This is a genomic window from Colwellia sp. E150_009, from assembly GCF_053543955.1.
Window position 1 is genome coordinate 34,323 of record NZ_JBHFOM010000015.1, and the last position, 19,613, is coordinate 53,935.

General features: G+C 35.4%; 11 protein-coding genes. 4 read left to right on the forward strand and 7 right to left on the reverse strand.

Annotated elements, in window-relative coordinates:
• Positions 1–41 precede the first annotated feature (41 nt).
• A complete protein-coding gene (locus tag ACE1OF_RS08880; RefSeq protein ID WP_448893952.1) occupies positions 42–2,465 on the reverse strand; it encodes a TonB-dependent receptor domain-containing protein in 2,424 nt (807 codons plus the stop codon).
• 268 nt (positions 2,466–2,733) lie between these two features.
• The gene (locus ACE1OF_RS08885) at positions 2,734–4,122 is read right to left on the reverse strand and encodes an MFS transporter (protein ID WP_448893953.1); all 1,389 of its coding nucleotides are present in this window, start codon (positions 4,120–4,122) and stop codon (positions 2,734–2,736) included.
• Positions 4,123–4,342: 220 nt separating this feature from the next.
• On the opposite strand from ACE1OF_RS08885, the gene gtfA reads away from it, so the two are divergent.
• Positions 4,343–5,845, forward strand: a complete 1,503-nt coding sequence (gene gtfA, locus ACE1OF_RS08890) for a sucrose phosphorylase (RefSeq protein WP_448893955.1) — start codon at positions 4,343–4,345, stop codon at positions 5,843–5,845.
• 30 nt (positions 5,846–5,875) lie between these two features.
• Entirely contained in the window at positions 5,876–6,907 is a 1,032-nt protein-coding gene (locus tag ACE1OF_RS08895; protein WP_448893956.1) for a LacI family DNA-binding transcriptional regulator, read from the forward strand.
• A 328-nt stretch (positions 6,908–7,235) separates the two neighbouring features.
• Here the strand turns inward: ACE1OF_RS08895 and ACE1OF_RS08900 are convergent, their stop codons facing one another.
• Both ACE1OF_RS08900 and ACE1OF_RS08905 read right to left on the reverse strand, forming a co-directional pair.
• Positions 7,236–8,474, reverse strand: a complete 1,239-nt coding sequence (locus tag ACE1OF_RS08900; RefSeq protein WP_448893957.1) for an oligosaccharide MFS transporter — start codon at positions 8,472–8,474, stop codon at positions 7,236–7,238.
• Positions 8,475–8,491: 17 nt separating this feature from the next.
• Complete coding sequence (locus ACE1OF_RS08905) at positions 8,492–9,505, reverse strand: LacI family DNA-binding transcriptional regulator (RefSeq protein ID WP_448893958.1); 1,014 nt, start codon at positions 9,503–9,505, stop codon at positions 8,492–8,494.
• Between the two features lie 197 nt (positions 9,506–9,702).
• On the opposite strand from ACE1OF_RS08905, the gene ACE1OF_RS08910 reads away from it, so the two are divergent.
• Entirely contained in the window at positions 9,703–11,124 is a 1,422-nt protein-coding gene (locus ACE1OF_RS08910; RefSeq protein WP_448893960.1) for a glycoside hydrolase family 32 protein, read from the forward strand.
• A gap of 113 nt (positions 11,125–11,237) precedes the next feature.
• Here ACE1OF_RS08910 and ACE1OF_RS08915 read toward each other — a convergent pair whose 3' ends face one another.
• The 3 genes from ACE1OF_RS08915 to ACE1OF_RS08925 all read right to left on the reverse strand — a co-directional run bounded on the left by ACE1OF_RS08915 (position 11,238) and on the right by ACE1OF_RS08925 (position 17,707).
• Positions 11,238–13,616 carry a GH32 C-terminal domain-containing protein gene (locus tag ACE1OF_RS08915; protein WP_448893962.1) on the reverse strand — a complete coding sequence of 793 codons (2,379 nt, stop codon included), beginning with the start codon at positions 13,614–13,616 and terminating at the stop codon, positions 11,238–11,240.
• A 143-nt stretch (positions 13,617–13,759) separates the two neighbouring features.
• A complete protein-coding gene (locus ACE1OF_RS08920) occupies positions 13,760–16,501 on the reverse strand; it encodes a TonB-dependent receptor domain-containing protein (protein WP_448893964.1) in 2,742 nt (913 codons plus the stop codon).
• Positions 16,502–16,714: 213 nt separating this feature from the next.
• A complete protein-coding gene (locus tag ACE1OF_RS08925) occupies positions 16,715–17,707 on the reverse strand; it encodes a LacI family DNA-binding transcriptional regulator (protein ID WP_448893965.1) in 993 nt (330 codons plus the stop codon).
• A 197-nt stretch (positions 17,708–17,904) separates the two neighbouring features.
• On the opposite strand from ACE1OF_RS08925, the gene pgi reads away from it, so the two are divergent.
• Positions 17,905–19,563, forward strand: coding sequence for a glucose-6-phosphate isomerase (gene pgi, locus ACE1OF_RS08930; RefSeq protein WP_448893967.1), 1,659 nt, complete (start codon positions 17,905–17,907; stop codon positions 19,561–19,563).
• The last annotated feature ends 50 nt before the right edge of the window (positions 19,564–19,613 follow it).

The window sequence follows — 19,613 nt, forward strand, 5'->3', positions numbered from 1 at the left end:
TATTACTTACCTTACTTTCTGTAAAGTTTTAAATTTAATGCTTAAAAATCGTATTTAAGCGTTAAACTTGTGGAACGTCCTTGTATTGAGCGTGCACGAATAATTGTTTTATTAGTTGCGGCTGTAGCTTCTTCTGCTTCGGTGATGCCCACTGTTTCAAATAAGTTATTAACATTTAAAGATACACTGAATGAGTCTGAAAGATTATATTGAGCAAATGCATTCACTTGTGCGTAGGCATCTAACATCAGTGCATCAGGATCGGTTTGGTCAAAGTTATCTTGCGCAAATGAATCTGTGGTACCGATTACGTTCAGTCCAACAGAGCCTTGGTCAAAGTTATAGCGACCAGTTATTGAGTAAACAATATCTGCTTGTCTTCTTGGTGTATTACCAACAACAGAAGGGTTAAGTGCATCTTTTGTTATTTCAGAATCAGTCCACGTTAAGTTAGCTCGTACATCAAAATCACCAATATAGTAAGTTGATTCTATTTCAATACCCTTTGACTCATATTCACGGTCAAAAAATCTTTGACTGGTTGCTTCAAAGTTTTGTTCTTGAGTTTGCGCAAAGAACGCAGTCGCAAATACAGATAGTTCATCTTGACGGAATTTAACACCAAGCTCTAACTGGTCAACTTCATCATAGATATCCTCATCCTTTGCAACACCAGCACCATCAATTTTACCAAAGGCTAAACGATCAGCATTAGCAGTAGCGCCTTTACTGATACGACCAAAGGCAGCTAAATCGTCATTAATTTTAACGTTAGCGCCCAAAGAATATGAAACGTAGCTCCAATCATAATTTACATTGTTAGCAGCAGCATTGTTTACATTTGAAACACTTGATTCTATTTGATGTATAGTACCGTCACCGTTCATGTCAACAGTTGATTGAGCTGCACCTGAGAAAGAACCCGTTGCAGTACCGCTATCAAAGCGAACACTACCGTCAATATTTATGTTATCAAAACTTGTACTAAACGATGCGTATGGAGCTGTGATTGAATAGGCTAAGTCATAATTACGTGTGCAACAATTACCCCACGCAGGAACACCATAAGCAATAACACCATTATCAGAAAATGCTGTGCCATCAGCGGCAGTTACATCAACAAGTGCCGCATCTTGACCCTTAACCTCGTAAAGGTAAGAGTTCCAAAGCCAAGATTGTTCGATATTTTGTGTAGAATTGTACATACCGAATGTATAACTAGTATCATTTATCGTTTTAGTTACTTTGAAGTCGTTAACCATAAAATCTAAGTCAGTCATTTCAACATCAAATGAATGAATACGCATGAGGTTGGCAGCTGTATAAGCATTACCGGCTTCTGGGCCATTTGCGTAAGTTAATGTAGCACCTGCACCCGCTATACTTTCCGCAAGGCCTTGGCTACTTTGAATACTTTCAGGAAATGGACCCGTGAAGCTACCTTTTGTGCGAGAAATCCTCATTCTGTTTTCAACAGACCAGTCATTGCCTAAATCAAACACGGCTTCAAAACCAAGCGCATCAACTTTCGGGCTCATACCATTTCGCATGTCAGAAAGACGTCCGTTACCAGCACCATCCGTTGTAATCATCGAGGTGTGGTATGGCGTATGTGGAGTTCCAGTAGATGCGTCAAACCCTGCTACTGAAGAACCATCGGCATGTACAGGCATAGGTAAATAAGCAGTTGTCGTATCATCTAGGTGTTTAAAATATAGTCTAACATATCCATCGCTAAATTCTTTGGTGATATTTGCTTTTATTTGACCTCCTTTATTACCCGTATAACCTGTATCACGTACACCTTCACCTTGGCGGTAGAAGCCGCCAACATGAAAATAGGTAGAGTCATTAATTTCACCGCCAAATTGAAAATCTGTGCGAGTAGAGTCGTAATCTAAGCCAATGGTTGTTGCAATACTTCCTTCATCACCTTCACCTGTTTTGCTTACAATATTAATTATGCCGCCTGGTGCGTTTGTAGCAAGAGTTGATGCAGAACCACCACGAATGGCATCAATAGAGTCCATTGTTGAATCAATACGCAAGAAAATATCGGTGTTACCAAAAGCAATATCACCAAATTGTAGTATGGGTAAGCCATCTTCTTGAATCTGCATGAATTTTGCACCACCAGCTGCTACAGGAAGTCCACGTACTGCAAGGTTAGCGTTACCGTCACCTCCTGATGCTTCTGCTCGAACACCTGGGATATTTCTAAATGCTTCTGCACTACTTCGTGGTGTGGCTATTTCAATTTGATCTGCTGATATGCTACTTACAGAGACACTTGATTCCATCACTGTTGTTCCACGCCCCACCGAGCCAGTAACAACAATTTTTTCAAAATCAATTCCTTTGGCTTTTATTTCTTCTGTCTTATTAGTTTCTGCTGCACTTAAGCTCGAACAGACAGCTATGGCTAATGTACTTAATATTAATTTTTTATATGTAACTTTGTTCATGTTCTCACCCCATGTTTTTAAAGTATATGTTTATAATCTGAAAAAGCTCTCGTTATATTTTTAACTTAATCGATTAAGTTTAATGGTAGTTTGAATTATGGTGATCTTGCAAGTGTTTTTTATATTTCATTTGATTTTTTTACTAATAGTTTGATAAATAGAATAATTTAGTTTTAACGTTCTGTTGTTTGAAGTGGTTGTTACAGTAAACTGTATAGGTATAACGTCAACGGATGTTATGCCGAGACGTTAATCAATAGACTTGTTATTAATGATGCTCAGGTTGTGTGCGGCGTTTAGCTAGTTCATGTTCAATCTGTTTTAATTGATTACTATCTATCTTATAGAAAAGAATTAATACAGCCCCAAGTAGGAAGAAAATAGCAGGTAAAATGTTAAACATATAACGTATACCTTCGATTGATTCTGGCGTTTGGTGTTGATTAGCAATAAAACCAAATGCGGCAAGGATAAAGCCAGGCAATGCTCCGCCAACAGCTGAACCAAATTTCAATGAAAACATTGATGCTGATACAGTTAAACCTGCGCTATTGTTACCAGTTTTCCATTCACCGTACTCCACGCAATCAGTATACATGGTGAATAACAATGTAATTGCAATACCGAAAGTGGTTATGCCTAAAGTATGAATTATGATTGTTAGTGCAAGATTATCGGACGAAATAGTAAAACCGAAGAATAATAATATTGCATGGAATAAATTGATGGTAAACATTAATCTATGCTTCTCAAAGCGTGCTACCAATATGGGGGTAACCAGTGCGCCACAGAGTTGACCTAACAAGCCGCATGAAATAATAAGCGTGGTTTGATCCATCCACAATAAAATATTTGTGCCATCATCCCCCATATAATATTTGGTGTAATAAGTAATTGATGCAAAACGAGCAACCAAACCAATTACAACGAAAATACCCGTACATACCAGTATCAACCATGACTTATTGGCTAATAAATTAGCCATATCTTCCTTAATACTTACCTTATGCTTTTTAGGCATTATTCTTTCTTTTGTTACTGCAAATGTATACCAAAACACAATAACTGAAAGTACAGCAAATAAAATGATAGTTAGGCGAAAACCGAGTAGCTCATCACCACCGCCTAAAAACTCAACTAAAGGCTTAGCTGAAGCACCAACAACCAATGAACCAATTGAAGCAAAAATAAACCTAAATTGAGCTGCTTTGGTACGTTCACCTGATTCTGGATGAATAACCGCCATTAAACCAGAATAAGGAACATTAATCGCTGTATAAGCTAGCATCACTAATGAATATGAAACATAAGCAAAAATTAGTTTGCCTGTGTTACCAAATTCAGGACCTAAAAATAATAGATAGCCGAGCAATGCATAAGGAATGGCCATCCAAAGTAAATAAGGGCGATACTTACCCCACTTAGTGAATGTGCGATCGGTTAGTAAACCCATGGCAGGATCACTAATGGCATCAATAAATTTGGTTACTAATAACATAGTTGCAGCTGCCGCTGCAGAAATACCGTATACATCAGTGTAATAATAAAGAAGAAACAGCGCAAAGAACCCCATATAAAAGTTAGATGCCATATCTCCCATTCCATAACCAACTTTTTCTTTAAAAGATAACGGTGCAGTATTAGATGTTATTGTCATTTTTATGATCCCCTTGTTAGATTCTAAATGATACAGAAAAAATTAGTTTGGACTTTGTAATATTTATAGTGACTAATTTCAGTACAATTTATTTTTTATTATGAGTAGGTAATACCGAGAGTAACTTAAAAATTTGAAATTATTCTTGCTTAAAGTTACATAGTATATAAAGATAGAGCTTAATCGATTAAGATGCAACTTTAAATTTAATGGTAGACTTATGAAAAACAATGTTCAGCTAATCACCTACATCGATAGGATAACAGGGGCAGATACCCAGGCCTTAAATAAACTTTTAAATAACCAACTTGCCGATTTGTTTTCAGGTGTTCATTTATTGCCGTTTTATTATCCTATTGATGGCAGTGATGCGGGCTTTGATCCTATAGATCATACTCAAGTTGATGGTCGATTAGGCAATTGGAGTGATATAAAAGCATTAGGGGAAGGGCATGAGTTGATGGCTGATCTTATTGTTAACCATATGTCTGCTAAGTCTAATGAATTCAAAGATGTATTAGCTAACGGTAAGAATTCTGCTTTTTGGGATTTATTTTTAACCAAAGATAAAGTGTTTCCTTATGGTTTAACAGAAGAAGATAGAAAGAAAATTTATCGTCCAAGACCAGGTAGTTGCTTTACTAATTTTGCATTACCAAATAATGAAACTGTCGACTTTTGGACAACATTCACAGATAACCAAATTGATATTGATATTACCTCAACAATAGGACAAGACTACTTAAACCGTATTTTAAAAACATTTGCAGACAATAATATTAAAATGATCCGCTTAGATGCGGCAGGTTACGCACTTAAAAAGGCAGGAACAAGTTGTTTTATGCTTGATAAAACATTTGAATTTATTGATGAATTAAGTAAAAAAGCTAATAACTTAGGCATTGAAACCCTTGTAGAAATTCATGCTTACTATAAAACTCAAATAGATATTGCAAAGCGAGTTGACCGAGTTTATGATTTTGCCTTACCCCCTTTAATATTGCATAGCCTTTTTAGTAAAGATTTTACAGCACTCACTAAATGGTTAGAAATATCACCAAAAAATTGTATTACAGTATTAGATACACATGATGGTATTGGCATTATTGATGTTGGTCCAATGAATGGTAAACCTGGATTACTCACTGAAAGTGATATTGATGATTTAGTGAATAAAATTCATGAAAATAGTGCGGGTGAAAGCCAAAAAGCAACGGGTGCTGCAGCAAGTAACGTTGATTTATATCAGGTAAACTGTACCTATTATGATGCACTTGGGCAAAATGATTTTGAATATTTACTTGCTAGAGCCATTCAGTTCTTTTCTCCAGGTGTACCACAAGTTTATTATGCGGGTTTGTTAGGTGAAAAAAATGCCATGGCATTATTGTCAAAAACTAATATTGGCCGCGATATTAACCGCCCATATCTTGATAGTGAAGATATTAAGCAAGCATTACAAAAACCGTTTACTAAGGCAATGATTAGTCTTATTCAATTACGTAATCGATGTGACGCATTTAATGGGGAATTTACCATTAAAAATCAAGGGGCAATTTTGGAAATGAACTGGAAAAACAATGAGCAATGTGCAACGCTTACTGTTGACTTAGTTGATAGGAATGCTCAAATAGAGATTACAGAAAATAATGACTTATATACAGTTAGTCTACATAATCTATTAGATTCTTTTCCTATTGATATGAAATATAACTGTGTTTAATTTCGGTTTAGCTGAACAAATAAGGTAACCATGACGAAAAAGAAAGTGTGGACACTGAAAAGCATTGCTAATGAAATTGGTGTGTCGAATGCGACGGTTTCAAATGCATTCAATCGACCAGACCAACTCTCTAAACAACGTAGAGAAGAAATTCTCGCATCATGCGCAAAACTAGGTTACTCAGGTCCTAATAAAGCTGCACAATCGTTAAGAAACGGTAAGTTTAATATTGTTGCGTTGGTGCTACCAGACAGCGTTGAATACATGATAACAGACCCTGTTGCTAATGATTTTGTTAAAGGTGTTTCTTCAGTTCTCGAAAAGAACAAAGTTAACTTGTTATTATTTTCAGGTATTTCAGACAATATTAATTCTGTTGCTGACTTTGTTGATGGTTTTATTTGTTATGGTAGTCCAAGAAACCCTGAGCTTATTGAACAATTACGAACCACTGCTAAAAAAGTTGTAACAGCCGATTTTGATATTCATCGTAAGGCCTCAGTAGGTATAGATAATGAAAGGGCTGCTTACGAAATTGCGAAATTGGCTATCAAATCAAAAGATGATGATGTAGCAATCCTTGGTTTAAGATTGATCGATTCAAATTTAACTTGTCGTGTATATGAATTACCGTCATCAAATTTTGATTGTTCTATTTCGCATCAGCGTTTGAATGGTTATAAAAAAGCAATAGCAGAGTTGAACGTTAATTTAAGGTCGGATCGGATATGGAATATTCCTAAGAGTAATCATCATTATGCGTTGATTGCTGCCAGAGAAGCGCTTACTTCAACACCTCGGCCAAATGTTTTACTTTGTATGAGTGATCTTATTGCATTAGCTGCGATTAATGAAATTCATTCAATGGATTTAAAAATCCCTGAAGATATTAGCGTAGTAGGATTTGATGGTATTGAAGAAGCTTTACGATCGTCACCACCGTTAACGACGGTACATCAAAACAGTGAAGAAAAAGGAATAAAAGCAGCAGAGCTTTTTATTGATAGAGCAACGGACTCGATAAAAATTCCTTTTCATATTGAACATGGTAGTAGTTGCTGATCATATCAATATTTTTACTAAGACAAGTTTAAATTATTTTAAGTTGATGTTAAAAATCACTAAAAAGGTGAGCGTTATGCTCACCTTTTTAGTTTCTTAGCCTTACAAGCTCCTGTAGGGATAATACTTAATATAAAAGTCAAATGCTGAGTTGCCACATTGTTGGTTTTTCTAAGGATGCTATATAGATGTAGTTTATTTAAATACTACAGGAGAAGATTTTCCTACATTAGTTTTTTTAATCAATATCTCACCTCTAAATCTTTAAATTATTGCTGAGCCGAAAATAACTTAATGGGTTTAGTATTACCATTAATGTGTAATAATTTTATGTATTAGGCTGTAATGATGTTTGTTTAGTATGATTGAAATTACCTAGTGAAAAGTAAGAAATCACCACAAAAACACTGACAATAATTCCCAATATTTTATATGTTTCAGGAAAACCAATAGTGTCGTACATTGCACCCACAATAATGGAAAGAGCACTAGCTATTACTTGCGACATAAATTGAAAGCCTACAATATATATGGTTGCTGAATACTTGTTGTCGAATGTGATTGATATGTACTTAAAAATTGCGACAAGCATAATAGGCAACTCTGCTGCATGAAGTAGTTTCATTATTGAAATAGTAACGGTGTCGTCGGCAAAGCCCGAACCTACTATTCTAATGGCCATAATTATCCCGCTTAGCAGTAAACCATTTTTAGCACCTATTTTGTTTACTATAAATGGAGCTAAAAACATTCCTGCGGCTTCAAGAAACACTTGCAACGAGTTTAAATACCCGTACATGGCATTTCCTTCTTCTTTTGTTGGAAAAAGAGACGAAAAGTAAACAGGAAATTGTTGATCATAAACACCGTAAACACATGATACACCCATGATAAAAGTTGCAAATCCCCAAAACTCTTTTAGGGTAAGAATTTTTATAGCATCTTTAAAGTTTACTTCGTTATCTTTTGGTGTTGGTAAGTTATTGTTATTAGTGGTGTTTACTTTTAATAATGCGATAGAAAGTAAGAATATACAAGCAGATATACTGGCTAAAATAAAATTATATTGCGGGTTTATATTAAATAAAACACCAGCAAACAATGTTGCCGCCGCCCAGCCTAGAGACCCCCACATTCTTGCTTTTCCATATTCAAAACCTGAAGTTCTACTGACTCTTTCCACGTAGGTTTCTACTGCGCCAACACCAGCTGAAAATGCGGCACTAAAAAATATTGCCCCTAATACTGCTCCCAAATAAAAGTTGCTGATGAGTAATGGGCCATAGACAAAAATAAAGAAGGGACCAGACAAAAATAGCAATACACCAACAGTAATTAATAACCCTTTACCTAAGCCTAATTTATCTTGAATATATCCATAACAAGGCATTACCGCTAACGCAGCTAATGCACTAATACTGAATATAATGCCTGTTTGTTCACCCGTAAGCCCTATTGTTTGGCTTAACCAAATAGGAAACAATGAAAAACCAAAAGACCATGTTAGGAAAAATGAAAAAAGAGAGCAGCTTAAAAGCCAGTATTTATTATTAGTAGAAGTATTCATTTTCCCTCGATTATGTATTAAGTTTTTTTATTTAAAACGGATAGTCGCTCAACAAATTTGCCACTAACCTGATGTACTTTTGCTGAATGTTCTTTGGATATTGCTAATGTCGCTGCTAATTGGCCCATGCTGAAATAGGGTAGTGTAACCGTACTTAATTGTGGTACTAAATTTTCGGCGATCATTTGATAGTTATCGTATCCAACAATTGAAATTTGCTCAGGTATTTTGTATCCCATCACACCTCTAATAAGCATAAATACGCGCATTGCCATTTTATCGTTACCACACATAATTGCGGTTGGTGGATTAGGTAAAGCTAATAATTCTCTCAAAACAATTTCTAAATCAACAAACTCATCATTTTCATTTTTAAAAACTCCTCGACGAATTAAATGATTATCTACGGGAATTTTATAGTGCTTATGCGCTGCTTTATAACCTCGCAAACGTAAATTTGTTGCTACCATTTCTTCAAAAAGTGTTAGTGAAGCAATCCTTTTATGTCCTTTTTCGATCAAGTGAGAAGTCGCATCGAATGCACCTTTTTCATCATCAGGCAAAATAGTAGGATGAATAGTTTCCTTCTCAAAACAGTTAACTAAAATAAGAGGACATTGTTTGAATGCTTGCGTTATTTTTACTTCTTTGTGATATACAGTAGCGAGAATAATCGCTTGCGATCTTTGTCTTCTAAAGTCATCAACAAGCTTGGAAAAATTATCCATGCTGCCACCTGTTTCACCAATCATTAATAATAACCCTTGTTTTTCACAAACGTCTTGTATCCCAGCAACAATGCCATATGAATAGGGGGTTGTGGTTAAGTTATCAGTAATTAGGCTAACAATACCAGCTCCAACTCCTTTTAAAGCTTGGGCGGCTGCAGAAGGATAATATTCCAATTCCTTCATTGCTTTATTTACTTTCTCTACCGTTTTAGGACTGACTCCTTTATAACCATTTAAAATGCGAGAGACTGTCTTAACTGAAACGCCTGCATGTGCTGCTACATCTTTGATTGAATTCATATCTTTCTTAATTTTTATGTGATGTTTATGCAAGTATATCAAGGTAAATAATTCTTTCAGTGATTATTTATATTAAGCCGTTTGTACAAATATCTATTGACATAGACTAGCAAATACAACTTGTAATGTCCAACGTTAGACATAAGTAAGTTTTTAAGGTAAATTACCTCATAAATAATTTACCTTTCTGGAGATATATGAAAATCGTAGACAATATAATTACCAAGCAATGGCGTCCATTTCTTCATTTTACGCCTGAAAAGCATTGGTTAAATGATCCAAACGGGATGGTGTATTTTAACGGCATATATCATTTGTTTTATCAGTACAATCCTGTTGGAGATAAGCATGCGAATATGCATTGGGGTCATGCTAAATCAACAGATTTAGTTAATTGGCAGCATCATGGTATTGGTTTATATGCGACGCCTGACGGACTGGGGTATGTTTTTTCAGGCGGAGCTGTTGTGGATATTAATAATAGTAGCGGCTTAGGTAATGGAAAGTTACCCCCCTTAGTCGCCACATTTACGCACCACTCAAAAGATGAAGTACAAGTTCAGAGTTTAGCGTATAGCCAAGATGGCGGTGATACTTGGTTAGAATATGCTAATAACCCTGTGATCACTAACCCAAATTTAAAAGATTTTCGGGATCCTAAGGTTATTTGGGATGAACAAAGAAACCAGTGGATTATGGTATTAGCTGTAGGACAAGAAATTTATTTTTATCATTCAAAAAATCTTATTGATTGGAACTTGTTGCATACTTTTGGTGATGCGCACGGTGCGCACGGAGGTGTTTGGGAGTGCCCTGATTTATTTCCATTAACCACACAATGCGGTATCACCAAATGGGTCTTATTGGTAAGTTTAAACCCTGGCGGTCCAAATAAAGGTTCTGCAACACAGTATTTTATTGGTGATTTTGATGGTAAGCAGTTTACTTCTGACCACAAAGAAACTCGTTGGTTAGATTATGGCCCTGATAATTATGCTGGTGTTACTTGGGATGGCTTACAAGCAACAAGCAACAAGCGTATATTTATCGCTTGGATGTCTAATTGGGACTATGCTAACGACTTACCTACACACCCATGGAGGGGAGGAATGACTTTACCAAGAGAGCTAACATTGGTAAATTTTTCAGATGGTTTATTGTTAGCCAATTTGCCGATTAATGATATTTTAAATTTAAGAACTGAATTTAATTTGAATGCAGCTAATGAGTTAAGTGATGTAAATGTTTTACCTAATTTATGTGCATATGAAATAGTGTGGAAGTTTGATAAATCACTTGGCGATAGCAGTATTACATTTATAAATACATTGAATGAAAAGTTAGTATTAAGTTATGTTGCAAGTAGTAATGATATTTTACTTGATAGAACTGAGTCTGGCTGGAATGATAAAGGTTTTGGTAGAGTGGCTAAGGCACCATTAAAGATGACTAATGAAAAAGATATTGAGTTGTCTATCATTATTGACCAGTCAACAGTGGAAGTTTTTGCCGAAAAAGGCTTAACAACTTTAACTTCAAATATTTTTCCACAAATTCCATACAGTGAAATCGAAGTGAATAGTCATAGTAAACTTAAATGCTTTACGTTAAAAAAGTAATAAATTAAACAACTAAGTGGTCAAGTAAGTTAATTACTTAGTTGTTTATAATAAAGTGTGGTTGCTTAAATTTTAGCTTATACAAATTAACATGAAAGTTTCATTAATTTAAATTAGTTTAGTGCTTCGCTATTTTCGATCACATTGCCAATTTCTGGTTGTTTTTGAATTAAATGATTAACGGCCATGTCTGTACGGAAACGTTTAACTTTGCTGGCTGAATTTAATTGATAAACATCAACTTGAGAGAACTTAGTACTGGCTCCCTTTGAGTATAAGTACAAACCAGTACTATCGGTTCTACTTGGGTAAATACGATTTGCAAAAACTGCGCTATCATTAATGAATACAGAAATCACAGAGTGGTCGATAAAAACATGAAATTTTTCAGGTTTACCAAAGGCTTTCTCATCATAAATACCATGATAAATATCATTTTCTTCGAAGCCTGATGTTAAGGTAGATTTTGATTTATCAATAACCATATTTTCACCATCATAATATATTTTGGTTAACTCTTCTTTGTTGGGTGATGTGGCTATATAAAAACCATATTCACTTGCTTGAGTATTACTATCGAGAGTTAATATTATTTCGGTTTGGTTACCACTTGCGGATAGTTTATGTTCACCATAAACTAAAATATTGCTTAATGTCGATGAGTCAGTAGTTTTACGCAATGAGGTTAGCGCTTGTGTAGGTTGTTGTCCTATAGTTTGCCCATCGTCTAATAAACGCAGAATGCGAGGTAAACTATAAGTGTGGGCCCAGCCAGTGTCATTTTGAAACTGTGCATTAGTTCGTTCATCAACAATCCCAATGGCCACAAGTTCCTTATTGGTATTACGAACCAGTGTTGGAGATATATGTCCGTGAATCACATCTAAATTCTTAGGGGTAGTGTAGTCTGGTGTAAATTGACCTGTGATGCCCTTCGCTGATTTTGTCCATGTTCCTGTCCAGTAAACACTTCTTACGTAAGGTGCTTGGTTCTTTTTCATAGCACCGCCAATAGGGCTAACAATGAGCACATATTTTTTTTGTCCATTGAACTTACCCAAATATTCAAATACTGGCATTTCCCAAATTGCTGAACCAATATCCATGTCAGTAAAAGACACGGTAGAAAAACTCTTGGCGGCACGCTGCCATTTGCCTGAGTTGATGTCTGTTGTGGTGTAATACTCAATACCGCCATTATTGGCCATAGCACTACCAATGATCATATGCCAGCTATTATTTTCCTGCCATAAATAAGGATCTCTAAAATCAGAAATAGCACCAGCGTTTGGACTGTTTTTATCAATAATACCACCGTGTTGTGTCCACTTTTCTAGTAAAATATCAGTACTGGTTGCCCATGCAATACCTGGGTTATAACGACCATTAAAATTAACGGTAGTATAAAAGGCATGAGCTTTACCACGGTTATCAACCACAACATCACCAGACCAAATACCTTTAGACCCTAGGCCAGTTTTACTGCTACTATTTAGACGAGGATAAAAAGCATCTTTTAAGTGTTGCCAATTAATTAAGTCATCACTAATCATATTTCCCCAGTGCATCATCCATTTATAGGGGCCATTTGCGGTACGTTGATAAAACATATGATAATTACCGTTATATGCGACTAACCCGTGGGGTTCATTAGTCCAATTAGCGGGTGGCATAGCATGATATTGTGGGCGTAAATGATCATCAGCAAAACGATTTTTGGGGACGGCTATTGATTCCTGCCATGGAGTATCTTTATGGTTGTTATAAACGGTTAACAAGTCATTTAAACTCTTAGCACTACTATCGATCTTAGTTTCGTCGTAGGCTGCATTAATAGCGTTCACTTCAAATATACCCTGTGAAATCTGAGGTTTATATGCTCTTCCAATAATAAAGGGAGCATCAGGGGCAAATTGAATATCACCCGCAACTGTCATTTTCTCACTAACAACTTTGCCATTTATTAATAAACATACTAATCCATTATTAACGGTGAAAGCAACATGTGTCCAGTTATAAAGTGGAAAATTCTGTGGCGCATTAATACGAAAATTTTGTTTATTAATATTAATATCTAACCACCATTGGCCGTATGTATTTATGCCGAGGTTGAAGCCGTTATTACTGGTTTTTTGATGAAGTAAAGAAGACTCTTGAAGGTTTGTTTCCTCAGTTGAAGGAAAGCTTTCTAATGCGATCCAAGTTTCTAAGGTCATGGCATTTAAGTTAGCTGAATTGAATGTACCAGCTAGCCAAGTTGAATAACCGTTTGTACGAAATGCATTGCCTGTTACTCCTGGTACACGTTCTGGTGGTAAGGTGGTGTGATGAACGGAAAAAATTGCCTTATTAACCGTATCTATCGTGTTGATAGCGCCATTTTTTTCATTATAAGTTAGATGAAGTAAGGGGGCTGCATTTACTGGAAGTTCACTTAAAATGGTTAAAAGTAAACTGATTTTTAACCAATGAAGTTTGCGTTTTATAAACATTTTATACTCTTTATTTTAGTATTTTAGTATTTTAGTATTTTAGTATTGCCTTTATAAGTTGATAAGTGGTCACAAAATATAAAAAAAGCCGCTAAGAAAAATACATAGCGGCTAAGTAGGGTGAGACCTATCTAAAAAGTGTTTTAAAAGCTGTAAGTTATTGAGGCTTTCATTGCGCGACCTAAAAGAGGTCTTGCTACACCATGATAACTTCCGTCTGAGAATGATAATCCACTTTCAACCGAAGTACCTTCGGTAAAAGAGTCTGCATCATTTAGGTTGCTAATATGAAATTGAAGCTCTAAGTCATCTGATACTGAATAAATAGCACCAAGGTTAATTTGTGTATAAGCAGGGTAAATAGTTACATTAGTATTGCTATCAGATGAGAATCTTTCACTGTAGTACATTGCTTGGCCGTATACTGTTAAGGGCATAGAACTAAAATCATATGATGGTCTGATATTCACTAACCATTGAGATTGTCTTCTTGGACGTCGGCTATCTCCTGTAGAAATGTCATAAATTCGAGAGTCATTGATATTGTCATTATTTGTGTCAATTTCTGAAATACCATTTCGAATTGGATTGTCTTGGCTTTGTTCAGGATCTTGCCAAACAATACTACCTTGTAAGGTAAAACCTTCTAAATAAGTAGGCGAATATGAACCTTCTATTTCAACACCAACGGTTTCTAAACTTGTTCTATAACTATCCCTAATTTTAGCGCAGTTTGCAGGGGCGGGTATTGTAGCGCAACTAAGGTTTCCATCACCTGAGGTACTTAAATCATCAAGTGTTGGTCCTAAAGTCTCCTTGGCTGCAAAGTCGATATAAAAAGTGCTAACAGCTAAGGTTAGATTATCATCACTGAATCTAAATCCACCTTCAATTTGTGATATTTCTTCAACTAAGTCGCCACGAGATATTTCACCCGTTGAAGGGTTAGTTGCTGGACCACCAAAAATGTAATCTTCAAAACCAGGTAAACGGAAAGATTCAGAAATGCTTAAATACACTGAATATTCATTTGTTAGTTTATAATTTCCGCCAAGCGACCAACCAAAACCATCATACTCTTCAGAAGCAAATTTAGGTGTGCCATCAGGTACATTAACAAAGTTGTCGGATAATGTGTCATTAGTTGAACCTACAACAACATCAGCAGGTGTGAAATCATTTGAAGTATTACCTGCATCAAATGAGTTCGTTGTAACTCTATCAACAGAAAGTTCTTGCCACCTGAAACCTACATCAATTTGTAAGTCATCATCTAACAGTGAAATATGGTCAAGTACATATAATGCATTTGTACGCATAGTTGAATCAGCGCCCAAACCAAATAATGCAGGCTGGTCAACACCACCACTAGTGATAGATGGGCCGACTTGTTGTTCATTGTCATCGACGGCGTAAAGATCAACAAGCCTAGCATTTTCACTTATATCGCTCCAAGCACTGGCAAACACAGATGTAACTTCATAAGTATAATGACTTGTATACAGTCCTAGAGTGAAATCATGGTAGCTGTTACTTAATTCTAGTGATTTAGTTATTTGAAAGTCTACTGTGTTGCTAGTAGCATCAACTTTACCGTAAACGGGGATGTTATGAGCTAAAATACTTGGTGCTTCTACAGCACTCGATAAGTCAGTGCCCGTGACTGTGTCATTATAATAAGCCTTTACACCAGTTGCGTTAGCGTATGAATCTTCTAAAATTCCACCAAGGCTCTGTATTCGACTAAATTGCTCTGATGTTAATGCTGATGTTTCTTTAGATGGATCGTTAAACAAGGCATTAAACCCATTAGTGCCAGAGGTTGATCTAACTGAGGCTTTAAAGCTCCAATCATTACTAAAATCTTGTATAAATTCAGTAGTGAAAATATTGAATTTAGGATTAATTCCGTCAGTTATGTCTAAATTAAGTTGACTGCCATCATTATTAAATAGGTTGTAATTACTTGTTTGATAGGACATTGGCGTACCATCACCAAAGTCAATACCTAAACTGTTTACATTACTAGGATCTACTTCAAAGGGATCATCAGCTGTACCTGGACCTCTTGTATTATCAATAGAATAAGGAATGTTTTGATAAAAATTTGTTTTATCATTAATGGTATGTGCATAGACTGTAAATTGAGTTGTGCCGTCATCACTTATGTATTGTAAATTACCTCGTAATTGTCCACCGTTATTGCCTGTATAACCAGGGTCTCTTTTACCGTCAGCTACCCGATAAACGCCACCGAGAGCGTAGGTTAAGTTGTCATTTATAGGACCTGCAATAAAGAAATCATTTCTAACGTGTCCCCAGTCACCTATTTCAAACTTATAAGCGCCTTCAAAGTCTTGTGTGCCTGTTCTAGTAACGTAGTTAACAGCAGCGCCAAGTGCATTTGAATATAAAATACCACCAGGACCACCTTTGACTGCTTCAACAGCAACAGTCATTAAATCGGTTTTTATGAACACATCATTATTCATAAAAGGAGCTTCGGGTTCTTCAAAAGCAGGTAAACCATCAATAAGGTTAGGTACATAGCGGTAGCCACCTGCTTGAGGTAGTCCTCTGACTAATACATTGTTATGAGATTCTCCAGCAGTTCCCCCTTCTGGGAAAAAACCTGGAATATTTCCGAGTAATTCAGCTGTGCCATCGGGACTTATTTTTTTCATATCATCAAGACTAATTGTGTTGATAGAAAAAGTAGCGTCCATTTTTGTTGTATCTTTAGCTACACCCGTAACAATGATGACTTCTGTATTTCTTTTTTCTATTGCTTGTTCAACATCTTTATTTGCTTGTTCTTGTGCATAAACAGCACTAGAACCTGATAATAAAGACATGATAGCTAAATAATGTATGGTTTTATTCATCCTTATCCCCTGATTTATTTGTATTTTATAATTTTTAAACAATAGATAGTATAGTTTTAAATCCCAAATGTCTAACGATGGACATTCTAGGGTAAAAAAAATACTGCTCTATCAATATTGAATTTTATTTTGTTAGAATCGCTTGTCTAACGTTGGTCATTTATCCATTTATCGTGAATAAAGTCAAGCATTATTTTAAGTGAAATTTGTCTCTTAAAATGACTCCCTTTCAATTAATTTGAATTTTTCTTTTTGACACGTTAGCGATTGTTCTCCTGTTAAGAGGTAATTCATTGCCCATTTACCCATTTCGTAATGGGGTAATGCCATTGTTGATAGCATAGGGCGTAATAAGGAAGGGATTGGCTCCCAATTATCAAAACTTGCAATACCTATATCTTCTTTTACTTTCAGGCCCATAGCTTGGAGAGTGAAATATACTTCAGCGGCCATAGGATCATGCCCGCAAATGATAGCATCAGGTTTAAAAGTGTTAATTATTCGCTTAGTTGCTTCTCTTGTTATTGACTTGTCACCATCAATTGTTTCTATCACGACAGATTCTATATATAAATTATCCATTGGTATTTTGTTATTTTTGAAGGCGTTTATCACGCCTTGTTTTCTACCTTGAGCAGCTAGAATATTTTTTTTCAAATTTAAAAGGGCAATACGTTTATAACCTTTGGATATTAGTTGGTTAGTCAACACTTCAGCCGCATTGATTTCATCAGGTATCACGGAGGGTAAGTCATTATTAACTGAACTACAGTTTACTAATATTGTTGGAATATTAATGAGTTCTGATGGGGGATCTATTTTTCGATGAAACATTGAAGCATAAATTATACCCTCTACACGGTGTTCAAAAAGGTGTTCCACCGCTTTTTCACTTGCATAACGCTTTTCATTGACGTTAAGCACCATTAATTCTTTATTGTGTTTCCAGGCTAAGTCTTGTGCTCCGCGTATAATATCGAATGTGTAAGGTGTACTAAGTAATTCATCAGCAATCAACCCAAATATGCCAGATTGTTTTTTTCTTGTTAAACTGGCTGCTCTATTTGGCCGATAGCCAAGAATTTTTATAGATTGCTCTATTTTTTCTTGATTGGCTTTTTTAACCGTAGGGTCTTTGTTAACAACTCTTGACACGGTTTTAAAAGAAACCCCTGCGTGTGCCGCAACTTGTTTAATTGTTACCACTTGATTACCCTCATTTATCTTAAATTTAAATTTTTGTTCTTCATATTGTTATTATTTTCTGAACATACATTTATACACTAAATGTATAGGTAAAACTAAACATCTTATGAATGTTAAGTAGAAATTTCTTGTAGTATTAAAAGCAATATAGTTTAATTAAAGACAACGTTGTTTTTTTTGGTTGGGATATCGCTTGTATGTTATTAAACACACCTGAGTGGAAGTCACTCGTTAATCATTATAATAAAAATGTTCATATTCAAATGCGAGATTTATTTTCGCTTGAAAAAGAGCGTTTTAAAAATCTTTCACTTTCAGCGGTTGGTATAACACTTGATTATTCTAAAAACCGTATCACTGATGAAACGATGTACTTGCTGATGAATTTAGCGAAATCATCTGATTTAGTAAATAAACGCGATAGTATGTTTAATGGGTCATCGATAAATACTACTGAAAATCGTCCTGTTTTGCATACAGCATTAAGAAATTTTTCAAATAACCCCGTGTATGTTGATGGTCATGATGTGATGCCACAAATACAAGAAACACTTGTTAAAATTGAAAACTTTGTCAAGGATGTATCGTTAGGTCATAAAGTTGGTTATACAGGCAAAGCTTTTACTGACATAGTTAGTATAGGTATTGGTGGTTCCTTTCTTGGCCCTAAAATAATGTCGGAAGCATTGAAACCTTTTCATCAGCCTCAATTAAAAGTGCATTTTATTGCGAATGTTGATGGTTGTCACATTCAAAATATTTTAGATAAAGTTAATCCTGAAACTACACTTTTTATTACTTCTTCAAAAACATTAACAACACAAGAAACACTGCGAAATACACTTACTGCTAGAGATTGGTTTGTTAATACAGCAACATCAAAAAGTATTAAATATCATTTTGCTTGTGTTTCTTCTAATGTAGAGGCTGCTCAAAAACTAGGGATAGACAAAGAGAATATTTTTCCAATGTGGGACTGGGTTGGTGGTCGTTATTCAGTATGGTCTGCCATTGGCTTACCTTTGGCGTTAGCCATAGGCTTTGATAATTATCAAGATTTTTTAAAAGGTGCGTTTGAAATGGATGAGCACTTTACAAAAGCACCATTAGAAAACAACATACCTGTTATTCTTGCATTATTGGGTATTTGGTATCGAAATTTTTATGGTGCTCAATCACAAGTATTATTACCTTATTATCATTATTTACGGGGTTTACCTGCATATATTCAACAACTAGATATGGAGAGTAACGGTAAGTCAGTTTCAATTACAAACGAGCCGTTAGCTTATGATACTGGTCCTATTATTTGGGGGAGTGAAGGTACTAATGGGCAACACTCGTTTCATCAATTAATTCATCAAAGTAAAACACCCATCCCCGTTGATTTTTTAATGCCATTAATTCCCCATTATGATGTTGAAAACCATCATGATATGTTGGCCTCTAATTGTTTTGGCCAAAGTCAGGCTTTAATGGCAGGGCAAACTTTACAAGAAGTTAAGTCAGCAATGATCAAAGCTAAGTGTGATATGACGGAAATAGAAAACTTGTCAACCCATAAAGTTATGGAAGGTAATAAACCAAGTAATACTATTTTATTTGAAAAATTAACGCCTAAGGTACTTGGTAGTTTAATTTCGATGTATGAGCATAAAGTATTTGTTCAGGGCGTGATATGGAATATTAATTCTTTTGATCAGTGGGGAGTGGAATTAGGAAAATCACTTGGTAACAAGGTGTTGAGTAAAATAACTGATTCTTCTGAGGAGTTAAATATGGATGATTCAACCAATGAATTAATTAAACTGTACAGAAATCGCTTTAATTGTAATAGTTCTCATGAACGGTCATAAATTAAATTCCTTCATTATAATATAGTTAATGACACTGTAAAAATATGAGG

Bases quoted from the DNA above. Each gene is read 5' to 3' on its own strand.
- ACE1OF_RS08880 (WP_448893952.1), bottom strand. From the start codon at position 2,465: ATGAACAAAGTTACATATAAAAAATTAATATTAAGTACATTAGCCATA.
- ACE1OF_RS08885 (WP_448893953.1), bottom strand. From the start codon at position 4,122: ATGACAATAACATCTAATACTGCACCGTTATCTTTTAAAGAAAAAGTT.
- gtfA (WP_448893955.1), top strand. From the start codon at position 4,343: ATGAAAAACAATGTTCAGCTAATCACCTACATCGATAGGATAACAGGG.
- ACE1OF_RS08895 (WP_448893956.1), top strand. From the start codon at position 5,876: ATGACGAAAAAGAAAGTGTGGACACTGAAAAGCATTGCTAATGAAATT.
- ACE1OF_RS08900 (WP_448893957.1), bottom strand. From the start codon at position 8,474: ATGAATACTTCTACTAATAATAAATACTGGCTTTTAAGCTGCTCTCTT.
- ACE1OF_RS08905 (WP_448893958.1), bottom strand. From the start codon at position 9,505: ATGAATTCAATCAAAGATGTAGCAGCACATGCAGGCGTTTCAGTTAAG.
- ACE1OF_RS08910 (WP_448893960.1), top strand. From the start codon at position 9,703: ATGAAAATCGTAGACAATATAATTACCAAGCAATGGCGTCCATTTCTT.
- ACE1OF_RS08915 (WP_448893962.1), bottom strand. From the start codon at position 13,616: ATGTTTATAAAACGCAAACTTCATTGGTTAAAAATCAGTTTACTTTTA.
- ACE1OF_RS08920 (WP_448893964.1), bottom strand. From the start codon at position 16,501: ATGAATAAAACCATACATTATTTAGCTATCATGTCTTTATTATCAGGT.
- pgi (WP_448893967.1), top strand. From the start codon at position 17,905: ATGTTATTAAACACACCTGAGTGGAAGTCACTCGTTAATCATTATAAT.